9 protein-coding genes and 1 tRNA gene are annotated in these 11,373 nt (G+C 36.1%); 2 read left to right on the top strand and 8 right to left on the bottom strand.

The window, feature by feature from the left end; all coding sequences use genetic code 11:
* Window positions 1-983 precede the first annotated feature (983 nt).
* A tRNA-Arg gene (locus ABY285_RS11140) sits at window positions 984-1,055 on the bottom strand.
* A 168-nt stretch (window positions 1,056-1,223) separates the two neighbouring features.
* On the bottom strand, window positions 1,224-2,198 hold the full coding sequence (locus tag ABY285_RS11135) for an endonuclease/exonuclease/phosphatase family protein (RefSeq protein ID WP_372770058.1): 975 nt from the start codon (window positions 2,196-2,198) through the stop codon (window positions 1,224-1,226).
* A 309-nt stretch (window positions 2,199-2,507) separates the two neighbouring features.
* On the opposite strand from ABY285_RS11135, the gene ABY285_RS11130 reads away from it, so the two are divergent.
* Complete coding sequence (locus tag ABY285_RS11130) at window positions 2,508-3,866, top strand: peptide MFS transporter (protein ID WP_372770056.1); 1,359 nt, start codon at window positions 2,508-2,510, stop codon at window positions 3,864-3,866.
* A 70-nt stretch (window positions 3,867-3,936) separates the two neighbouring features.
* Here the strand turns inward: ABY285_RS11130 and ABY285_RS11125 are convergent, their stop codons facing one another.
* Window positions 3,937-4,419, bottom strand: coding sequence for a CAP domain-containing protein (locus tag ABY285_RS11125; RefSeq protein WP_372770054.1), 483 nt, complete (start codon window positions 4,417-4,419; stop codon window positions 3,937-3,939).
* A 449-nt stretch (window positions 4,420-4,868) separates the two neighbouring features.
* On the opposite strand from ABY285_RS11125, the gene ABY285_RS11120 reads away from it, so the two are divergent.
* The gene (locus tag ABY285_RS11120) at window positions 4,869-5,189 is read left to right on the top strand and encodes a hypothetical protein (RefSeq protein WP_372770052.1); all 321 of its coding nucleotides are present in this window, start codon (window positions 4,869-4,871) and stop codon (window positions 5,187-5,189) included.
* 71 nt (window positions 5,190-5,260) lie between these two features.
* Here the strand turns inward: ABY285_RS11120 and ABY285_RS11115 are convergent, their stop codons facing one another.
* The 5 genes from ABY285_RS11115 to ABY285_RS11095 form a co-directional block, all read right to left on the bottom strand.
* Complete coding sequence (locus tag ABY285_RS11115) at window positions 5,261-6,325, bottom strand: CaiB/BaiF CoA transferase family protein (protein ID WP_372770050.1); 1,065 nt, start codon at window positions 6,323-6,325, stop codon at window positions 5,261-5,263.
* A 24-nt stretch (window positions 6,326-6,349) separates the two neighbouring features.
* The gene (locus tag ABY285_RS11110; RefSeq protein ID WP_372770048.1) at window positions 6,350-6,787 is read right to left on the bottom strand and encodes an acyl-CoA thioesterase; all 438 of its coding nucleotides are present in this window, start codon (window positions 6,785-6,787) and stop codon (window positions 6,350-6,352) included.
* 262 nt (window positions 6,788-7,049) lie between these two features.
* Window positions 7,050-8,225 carry an acyl-CoA dehydrogenase family protein gene (locus ABY285_RS11105; protein WP_372770046.1) on the bottom strand — a complete coding sequence of 392 codons (1,176 nt, stop codon included), beginning with the start codon at window positions 8,223-8,225 and terminating at the stop codon, window positions 7,050-7,052.
* 25 nt (window positions 8,226-8,250) lie between these two features.
* Window positions 8,251-10,392, bottom strand: a complete 2,142-nt coding sequence (locus ABY285_RS11100; RefSeq protein WP_372770044.1) for a 3-hydroxyacyl-CoA dehydrogenase NAD-binding domain-containing protein — start codon at window positions 10,390-10,392, stop codon at window positions 8,251-8,253.
* 22 nt (window positions 10,393-10,414) lie between these two features.
* Window positions 10,415-11,373: acetyl-CoA C-acetyltransferase (locus ABY285_RS11095; protein ID WP_372770042.1), on the bottom strand; the 959-nt coding region annotated here is incomplete at its 5' end.

The following is an 11,373-nucleotide window of genomic DNA, read 5'->3' as shown; positions in this document are numbered from 1 at the left end:
TTTTTTCTGTGCAAATATATAATATTATTGCGTTAAATATGATAATTGTCAATCAAACATAGACAAAAACTTAAAAAACCACCACAAAAAACCTGGTGAATACAACGTCTTTTAATCAAAAAATAAATTTGGTCGATAATTGTTTCATATTATGGGGATTGGGGTATTAAAAGTATGTAATAATTTTTAGCGGGCCTTTTTTAGGAGATTTATTGTTGCCACCCTTCTATTTTACCACGATGATGATTTGCCAAACGATTGTGTACCGATTTTAAAATAGTGGTTTTTTATTGTTTTTTTCATTTTTACAAAAACAGCTGTTTTAGCGTTTTTGGACGGGCACAACAGTAGATAGAATAAGGGCTCATGGGAGGATAAAGGGAGGATACTCCGTACATACTCCATACATAGTGTTAATGTAGTGTTATAGAGGCTATAACATGACCACCTTAAAATGGGTAAGAAAACGAACATAGAAATGAAGAAAAAACAAATGAACTTTTCCCTATTTCCCAATCCCTATTGCCTAATCCCTATTGCCTTTTGCCTAATCCCTATGAATGGAGTTAATTGTGTTAAATTTCAACCTTTGAGCTTTAAGCTTTCAACTTTTAATATCTAATATTTAACTTTTAACTTATTAAATAAAGCGAGCTTTGTTTTTTGGCTCGCTTTATTTGAACATTAAACTTATAATAAAGATTCTACCAGGATTATCTCCGATGTTCCTGAGAAAAGTCCGCTTTGAAAATCAACAAAAGAAAAATCAGCTTGCCAAAAAAATAAAGCGAGCTTTGTTTTTTGGCTTGTGAACTTCCCTATTGACTATTTCCATTAAAAAGTGACTTAGTCAGGATTATCTGCGATGTTCCTGAGAAAAGTCCGCTTTGAAAATCAACAAAAGAAAAATCAGCTTGCCAAAAAAATAAAGCGAGCTTTGTTTTTTGGCTCGCTTTATTTTCAACTTTTTGTTGATTTATTCGTGACTCCACCAGGATTCGAACCTGGATCTAAAGTTTAGGAAACTTTTATTCTATCCCTTGAACTATGGAGCCGAAAAAAATGATTTTGCAGGCCTAAAATTAAGAGCCCAAATATAGGCAAAAAATTAACCAAACCAATGAAGCCCTTCTGTTTTCCTTTAAGCGTAAACAGATTTTTGCGCTTTACAGAACCCTCATTTAATTGACTGGATTCAATAGGTGTCTTAAACAGTATTCAGCTTATTTTAACTTAAAGTAAATCATTAAAGGCAAGTGATCCGAAGCATCTCCCATTTCTGTTAAAACACGACTCCCTGTTTCTTCTATAAAATTTTTATTGTAAAAAATATAATCAATGCGTTTGGCAGGATTGATGGAGCTAAATGTATTTGGATAGGGGTTATTAAATGCCGCAATACCAATATCCTCACTATTAATAATAGGCTCAATAGTGGCATCAGGAAATTTAATGTCACTATTAAAGTCGCCCACCAATAATGTTGGATACTCATTTTTATAAGCATTAAATAAGGCTAAAACCTCTTTGGTTTGTATTGCTCTGGTGGGTTTATCAAAAGCTTCTAAATGAACGTTAATCACCATGACCGTCCTATTTTTAATTTGGACTTCCACCACTTGCGCCAATCGGTCTAAATAAAAAGAAGTCCAGTAAAAAGGCGCATCGGCAACGGCATGTAAAACAAAACGTTTTTGGGATTTAACAGGGAAATGGCTTAAAACCGACTGCCCGGAATAAACGTGCCCAAATTGCATGCTTATGGGGTAATATGGAAAAGGCAGGTATCGTTTGTCCCAATTTACGGCTTGCGCCACAAATGGGTAGCCCAATTCAGCAATTTCTAATTGCTGATTGATGTCAAAAGAGCGTGCCGAAGCATAGTCAATTTCCTGAAAAGCTAAAATATCGATATTTAAAGGCTCCAGAATAGCTTTAACTTTTGATAGATTGTCATCAAAAAGCGATTTGGGTTTCGCAATGGGCAAATTATTGGTCATCCCGCTTAAATATCCAATATTATAGGTCAACAAGCTAAAAACAGCATCGTTTTTAACCAAATTATCGATGTTTGTTTGAATAATTTTATTGTATTCTTCTGCAGGATGCACACTTGAAGAAGCCCAAAAAAAGAAGGCAATAAATGCAATGAACAAGGCCAAAATTATTCCGATTAAAAATTTAAAGAAACGATTCATATAATAAGCTTGAAAATTTATTAATAAAACCTGTTGGGCTTAATTATTAAAAGTATTGTCAGTCATATAGCATCACAACGCATATCATAAAACCCAAATATATGCTAAAAAATGCCAAAGCATTTATTTATTCGGCTTTATGAATCTCTGTGATAAACCTTTCTGCCGAAGTAAATTTTTTAAATTGAAGCAAAACGACTTGGTTTTATCATAAATTCATCAAATTCTTTTATTCATTGGCAATTTTCAGCAACACGCAAAAAAGTGATCGATAAAGTTTTAAAATAGTATATTTACCCCAATAAACTTATGACAACTATGCCAAAACAAACATTGTGGGGACACCCGAAAGGATTGTACATCTTATTTTTTACCGAAATGTGGGAACGTTTTTCGTATTACGGAATGCGTGCCATCTTTATTCTTTACCTAACCGCCAAAACTACTGACGCTAATGCCGGATTGGGTTGGGACAAAGTTTCTGCTTTGGAATTGTATGGTTGGTACACCATGATGGTTTATGTAATGTCAGTTCCCGGAGGTTTGTTGGCCGACAAATGGCTAGGTCAGAAAAAAACAGTCATGCTTGGTGGTTTCTTATTATGCATTGGTCATTTTATATTGGCTTTTGATGCTGTTTGGGCGTTTTACACCGGTATTGTTTTTATTGTTTTTGGGGTTGGCGCCTTAAAACCGAACATCTCAACGATGGTTGGCGGTTTATATCAACAAGGTGATTTTAAAAGAGATTCCGCTTTTACCATATTCTATATCGGTATCAATATTGGTGCATTTGCAGCTCCATTATTGGTAGGTTATGTAGGCGAAGTAATCAATTGGCATTACGGTTTTGGTTTGGCTGGAATTGGAATGGCTTTTGGGCAAGTAGTCTATTTATGGGGACAAAAATATTTAAAAGCTGTAGGGAACTTTGTGCCAGTTCAGCGAGAAATTGGAACAAACAAAAAAGTGCCGCTTACTTCAGTTGAAAAAGACAGAATGATTGTGTTGGTTTTATCATTTATCATTGTAATTGTTTTTTGGGGAGCCTATGAACAAGCAGGTGGATTGATGAATTTGTATGCACGCGATAAAATTGACAGGGTCATGTTTGGTTTTGAGGTTCCAGCAAGTTTTTTGCAGGCTTTGCATGCATTTTATGTCATTTTATTTGGTGTGCCCGTTGCTTATTTTTGGACAAAGTGGCGACAAAAAGGGAGGGAAAGCTCTTCGCTTTTTAAAATGGGGATTGGAACAATCATCACAGGTTTTGGTTTTTTATTATTGGCAGGGGCCGCTATTGAAACCGCGTCTTCAATGGATGGAAAAGCTTCCATTTATTGGATGTTTGGCGCCTACTTTTTACACGTTATTGGTGAATTGAGTATCTCGCCCGTTGCATTGTCATTCATTACCAAACTGGCGCCTCTAAAATATGCTTCGTTAATGATGGGCGCTTATTTTATGGTTTCAGGAATAGGAAACAAAGTTGCTGGTTACGTGGGGGAAGCTGCGCAAAATGCAGGTGAATACACCATATTTATGGGCGTGTTGATTTTTTGCGTTTCCTTTGGATTGCTTTTAGTCCTTTTTGTTAAAAAGTTGAAAAAACTAACCCACGGCGCTGATGATGTAGATCCTAAATTGGTGATTGTTGAACCTGAATAAGGTTCTTAAAACTCAATTCACCAAATACTGTTTTAAAATATAAAAGCGTGGTTTTAAAACCACGCTTTTTTTATCGCTCTATAAAAATTTGAGTGACATAGTAACTTCCGTTTGTATTATATTTTACTGAGATTCCAAAATCAGTATATCGTATTGCCTCAATATTTCTGCGATGTTCCGGACTATTAAGCCAGCCATTTAATAATTCTTCGGCGGTTTGATATCCATAGGCCACATTCTCTGCTATATTGATTGCGCCAGAGGTATTCATCAGATTTTGAGTTCTAATATCAAAATTATCATGACTTAAAGTCTGGTTTATAAGCATATAAGCAGAATGCGTTTCGGCTTCTTTTGACACTAAATTTAATCGGGATAACTTAGCCAAACCTATTGAGTTCCTATAATTATTTACTTGATTCATGACTTCTAATTCAAGCGCACTATATTGCACAGAAGCATCATTAATTATTGGTTGATCCTCCTTAACACATGCAATCATAGTTGAAATTAAAAATGCCATCAATAGCATTTTGCCTAACAATTTTGACATACTTTGGGGTTGTTTATTTAAATTTATTAATTATTTTACTTTACCTTTTTTTCATAGAAAATGATGAAATATTGTCAGGATAGTTGTGATAAATGACAAATTGCGCTACAAGTTTTTTTAAAAAAACCATTAAAATATTCGCGTGCAAATATAGGTAAAATTCTGACTTTCAAAAACTCATGTAATATTTGTTGCAAAAAAAAAAATTACAATTCTGTTTTGGGTTATTTTTTTCAATTCATTTTTAGCTCCCTATGATATAAGGTTACAGCGGTTCTTTCCTTTTTTTACAATTAAAAGAGACCCTTGTTTTAATTTTAAATTTTTATAAAAATCACTAAATCTAAGACTTCTTTTTTATGATTATTTTTGTATTTTAACCTCAGCGACCAAATTATTTAGTTATTCATGTTGCTATTCTGGCAAAAAATTCTTAAATTCTGCATCGAATGAAACGCTTTCATTTGAAACTCCAATTAAGTTTTCAGTGTATCATGCACCACTGGTTGAAAATAGGAGACCTCAAGAAAACCTTATTAAAACAGATTTACAAAAAGCAAACGTGTGACTTGCAGGATAATTTTAACAAAAATAACGACATGGAAAAACTGGATTTAACAAAAATAGAATTACCGTTATCGGAAGAAAAATTCAAAAAATTAAGTAAGGCCATTGAAAAAGGGCGGGTAAGATGGGAGGATTTGTCCAGAGATTTAACTTACGCCTATCAAGCCTTTTGGAGGTATGAAAAGCATAAAAATTACGAATGATTTTGAGTGAAATTAAACTTACTTTGTCTATTCTTAATTAGTGACCATCCTAACTGCACTAAAAAAATAGCTTACAAACTTGTAAACGTTTTGTAAGGTTTGTCATAAATTTTTAAAGACTTACCATCAATTTCAACTTCCTTAAAAATAGCCCTGTCTTTTGTTTGCTTTTGATTGTATACTTCTTCCATTTCCATAACCGGAGATAGGCACACATCATCATTTACTGCCAACGCAACCCATTCATCACGTGTTTTCGTTTTGAATAATTGTTCCAGTTTTTTCTTGTCAAAAACACCGGATATCAGATCATCACTATTGGAAGTTTTCCATAAAGGCTGATTTACCATGTCACAAAATGAATTCCAAAACTTCATTTCAAAAGCAGCCAATGCAATCCATTTGCCATCAGCACATTCATACACATTATAGTTAACTGTAAAACCACTTAAAAAGGGCGTTTTATTATAGTCGGCGTTCCCCTGCAACATTCCATGTGCCAGAGCTCCAAGAGCAATAGTCGCATCAAAAATAGATACATCTATATATTGGGCTTTTTGATGAATTTTTTGCGCCAGCAATCCGCTTGTACAGGCAGAAACGATCATATAGGCGCCACCGGCAACATCGGCAATTTGAAAACCGGGAATTACCGGTTTTCCATTTTCATCTTTATTCAAACTTAACAGGCCGGCGGTTGCCATATAATTTAAATCATGGCCCGCTTCATTTTTCTTTTCTCCAGTTTGTCCATATCCAGTAACTGAAATATAAACAATATTCGGATTAATTTTGGTTACCTTTTCAAATGACAAATTAAAAACAGCCATAGCACCCGGGCGAAATTGCTCAATCAATACGTCGGTTTTTTTTATTTCTTCCACGAGTTGCTGATAGCCTTCAGCAGTTTCATAATCTACAATTAATTGGGTTTTTGTATAGTTCAACGAATGAAATAATGTAGAAACACCATTTCTTTGAGGCTGATAAAACCTTGTGTAATCCATTCGCTTCGGGCTTTCAACTTTGGTGACTTCGGCTCCCAGCTGACTTAACAAATGGGTTCCCAAAGGACCTGGCAATAAACGAGTGAAATCAATAATTTTTATACCGCTTAATGGCTGAATTTCTTTCATGGAAAATAATTGGTTAACCGCCTGTTATTTGTTTTCGAGCTTATTTATTTTAGAAATAAATTCCTCGGGAACAAGGATTTTCTGATTGGTGTTATAATCAAAAACAATGACTTCATGCGTTTTAATTGCCACCAGTTTTTTGGTGTTTTCGCTATAATAAAAAGACTTTAACACAATTCTGTCTTCCTTTATTTCTTCTGTTTTTGTGCCAATATGGATGGTATCCGGATACACCACCGGTGCAATATATTTAACCGATTGAAAACCTAAAATTGACGCATATTTCAATTTTTTTGGTGGTGATAAAAATGCTTCAGGCTCAAGAGCCATGAAATAATCTATTCGCGCAACTTCACCCCAAGCCACATAAATTACATTATTGACATGCTGATAAGCATCCATATCTCCCCATCGCACTTTTACCACTGTTTTTACCTTAAAATCTTTCAGTAATTCATTCATCTGTTTACATTTTATTTTTTAGCGGTAACAGCTGCTGTTCGCAATGAATCATTACTTTGTGTGTCAAAATTTGATATGCTCGTTTCATTTGTTATTTTTTATTATTTTTTATTTGTCAAATGGAACGCTTAGAATCTTTCTTTTTTTCTGTTAGATTAGTTTGTTGTAGGCGTTTCATCTGTTTACATTTTATTTTTTATTGGTAACAGCTGCTGTTCGCTATTCATAATTCCCTTGTGTGTCAAAATTTGTAAGGCTCGGTTCATCTTTTGAACAGTTCTTTAAATAAACCCCGTGCAATTAATAATTTCATAATTTCATTGGTGCCGGCATAAATTCGTGCCACACGATTGTCAGCATACAGCCTGGCAATTGGGTAATCCCACATATACCCGTAACCGCCAAAAAGTTGCAAGCATTCATCTACAACGATTCCGCACATATCTGTTGCTGAATATTTAATCATAGAAGCGCTCTCGGCTGATAGTTCATGGGTTTTCATCAATTCAATACAACGATCTAAAAAGGCCTGATGAATTTGCATTTGGGTAGCACATTCGGCTAGTTTAAACTGGGTATTTTGAAATCCGGCAATTGGGGTGCTAAAAGCGGTTCTTTCGGAAGTATAAGCAATGGTAGCTTCAATGGCCCCTTCTGCACTTGCCACACCGGCAATGCCTACTGTTAATCTTTCCCGGGCCAATTCGGTCATCATAATTTTAAAACCCTTTCTTTCATCTCCCAGCCTGTTTTCTTTTGGAACTTTAACGTTGTCAAAAAACAATTCACAGGTATCCTGTGATTTCATTCCAATTTTTTTAAATGGAACTCCTTTTTCAAAACCTTTCATTGACGTTTCTACAATGAGCAAGGTAATGCCTTCTTCTTTAGTTCCCGGATTGGTTTTTACTGCAATGATGGCCATATCACACATATAACCATTGGTAATAAAAGTTTTTTGCCCATTTACCAAATAATAATCTCCTTTATCCACGGCAGTTGTTCGTAAAGCCTGCAAGTCACTTCCGCAATTAGGTTCCGTCATCCCAATAGCGGTGATGATATCACCTTTTGCCATTTGGGGTAAATATTTTTTCTTCTGATCTTCGGTTCCGTATTTTAAAATATAGGGAGCAACAATGTCTGAATGCAATGAGAAACCTGGTCCGCTTATTCCTTTTTTTGAAAATTCTTCAATCAGCAACGCATTAAAAGAAAAATCCAAACCAGCACCGCCGTATTCTTCCGGCATATCCATACATAACAATCCGAGATCCCCTGCGCGTTTCCAAATATCACGGCTTACCATACCGGCTTTTTCCCATTCGTCAATATGGTCAATGATTTCATTTTTTATAAAATCCTGAATCATTCCTTGCATCATTTTATGTTCTTCTGACGCGTATATTTTTCTTTCAATTAGAATATTTTGTAGCATTTTATGTTGTTTTTTATAATTACTGTTAATTTTTGTAGAACACCCTGTTATTGCCTGCCTCCTGAATTCGGATTTTTAAGCTTTCCGGCAATTTAAATCGTTCCCCATATTTTTGAGCTAATTTTTCGCTGTATAATCCAAACGCTTTAGCTCCAATATAATCTATATATGACATGACGCCTCCTGTATGAATGGGAAATCCCAGTCCTAAAATGGATCCGACATCAGCATCTTTTGGTTCTCGAATCACACCAGCATCCAAACATTTATACGCATCGATTACCATCGCGAACAACATTCTTTTCCCTACTTCTTCTTCATCAAAATCGGATTGTGGCGGATAAATTTTTTCCCATCCTTTCCAAATCGATTTCTTTTCATTTTTCGGATAATCATAAAAGCCTTTTCCTTCCTTTTTACCTGTTCTGTGATGAAATTCAACAATAGCGGCTACGGTGTTTTTCAAGGTTATTTCATGAGGCGTTAAAGTTGGGTCTTCGCTCATAATATCTAACATTAATTTTAAATTAACCTCATCAGAAATTGCCAAAGGCCCCACCGGCATCCCTATTTTTTTGGCAACATTTTCAATTACCGCCGGCGGGATTCCTTCCGTTAACATCGTGATGCCTTCATTCACAAATTTCCCGAAGACTCTTGAAGTAAAAAATCCCCGTCCGTCATTGACAACTATAGGCACTTTTCTAATTTTTATCACGTAATCAATAGCAGCCGCCAATGTTTTTTCACTGGTTTCTTTTCCCCTAATTACTTCAACCAAAGGCATTTTTTCAACAGGGGAAAAGAAATGCAATCCAATGAATTTATCGGATTTTGAAGAAGCTTCCGCCAATTTTGTAATGGGTATGGTAGACGTATTGGTTGCGTAAATAACGGCTTTCCCAATAACCGCTTCCGTTTCTTTGGTTACAGCATTCTTCAACTTTTCGTTTTCAAAAACAGCTTCTATAATTAAATCACAATCGGATAAATCATTCACGGAATTGGAAGTCTGAATTTTTTGAAGCAGTGCTGCAATTTTGGCTTCTGTAGTATATCCGTTTTTTAACAATTTTTGCTCCAGCGTTTTAGCATACTCTTTTCCACGTTCCGCATTTTCTTTGCTTACATCTTTTAAAACAACGTCCAATCCGGCTTTAGCACTCACATAAGCGATTCCTGCACCCATCATTCCGGCTCCTAAAACACCAATTTTCTTGAATGAAACCACCTCATAACCTTTGGGTTTTGATTTTCCTTTTGCGGCATCTCCAATAAACACGAATGAAGAACGAATGATATTTTTTGTTTCTTTGGAAAACAGGGTGTCCACAAAATAACGCGCCTCAATTTCCAACGCTTTGTCTATATGACAGGATGCTCCATAATAAATGGCGCTTAACACGTTTTTTATATGTGGTAAATTTCCGTGTGTTGTTTTATAAGCCATTGCATTTGAAACGCTGAAAAACTCATCTACACCCGATATTTGTCCAACGCCAACAGGTGTGCCGGGGACTTTGAATTTTTTTTGGTCCCAAGGCTGTTCGCTGGTTCCCTTGTTTAAAATCCACTGTTTTGCCAAAGCATTGATGTCATCCTCAGGACTGCAAATTTCATTTACAAGACCCTCTTTTAAAGCTTGCTCAGCGGTTAGTTTTTTTGATTGTGTAATGTATTGAATGGTTTTTTGAGGTCCCATCATTCGTAAATACCGTTGGGTTCCACCTGCTCCCGGAAATAATCCAACCGAGCATTCCACCAATCCCATTCTGTTTTTAGGATGGTTGCTCATAATTCTATAATGACAAGCCAACGCAACTTCACATCCGCCGCCAAGCGCCAATCCGTTCATTGCGGCAACAACCGGCTTGTTACAGGTTTCCAACAGGCGTAAGTTTCTGTTGGTTTCCATAAGCATCTCAAAACAATCCTGCTTTGATTTATCATAATTCAAAAACCATTTTAAATCACCACCGGCTATAAAATCGTTTTTGGCGGAATTGATAACAATCCCTTTTACTTTTTCATCATTTACAGCTTGTTTTATGGCTGTAAAAAACTCAGGCATGGTAGTTGAATTCATAATGTTAACAGGAGCATCCATGACGTCCCAGGTAACAAAAGCGATCCCGTCGCCATCAACTTTATATTTTATATGTTTCATAATTCTAGAGGTGATTAGATTTTTAAATACGTTCAATTATTGTTGCAATTCCCATACCTCCGCCAACACATAAAGTTGCCAAAGCAGTACTTTTGTTTTGGCGTTCCAACTCATCTAAAGCAGTTCCTAAAATCATACATCCTGTAGCGCCTAAAGGGTGTCCCATCGCAATGGCGCCTCCATTTACGTTAACTTTTGAATGGTCAATATTTAAATGATCCATAAGACGCAACGGAACCACCGCAAAAGCTTCATTTACTTCAAACAGGTCAATGTCTGAAATAGTCATTTTAGCATTTCGCAATGCTTTTAATGTTGCAGGAATTGGTCCTTCAAGCATAATAAGAGGTTCTGTTCCCAAAACAGCGCCCATTTTAATGATAGCGCGTGGTTTCAACCCTAATTTTTCTCCAATTTCTTTATTTCCAATGAGCATTAATGATGCGCCATCCACAAGTCCGGAAGAGTTTCCTGCATGATGCACATGGTTAATTTTTTCAACCGCTACATATTTATCGATGGCTGTTTGGTCAAATAACATTTCACCCATTTGTTCAAACGAAGGATTCAGGTTTGCGAGTGTTTGGATGGTTGTATTGGACCGAATATATTCATCTTTCGCCAATTGCACAAACCCATTAATATCGGTAACTGGGATTATGGATTTATCAAAATAACCATTTTTTTGAGCTTGAGTGGCTCTTTTTTGGGAGGCCACGGCAAAACGATCCACATCGTTACGGCTAAACCCATATTTTGTTGCAATTAAATCGGCAGAAATACCTTGAGGGACAAATTTACCAAAAGCTGCATCGGGTTCCATGACCCAGGCAGAACCATCAATACCCATTGGCACACGCGACATAGATTCAACACCGCCTGCAATAATTAAATTGGACCATCCTGATTTTACCATGGCGGCAGCTTGATTGATGGCTTCTAAGCCTGATGCGCAATATCTATTAATGGAGAGTGCCGATA

The organism is Lutibacter sp. (assembly GCF_041555395.1).
Lineage (GTDB): Bacteria > Bacteroidota > Bacteroidia > Flavobacteriales > Flavobacteriaceae > Lutibacter.
The sequence above is the reverse complement of the archived record's forward strand: the minus strand, read 5'-3'. Positions and strand labels throughout refer to the sequence as shown.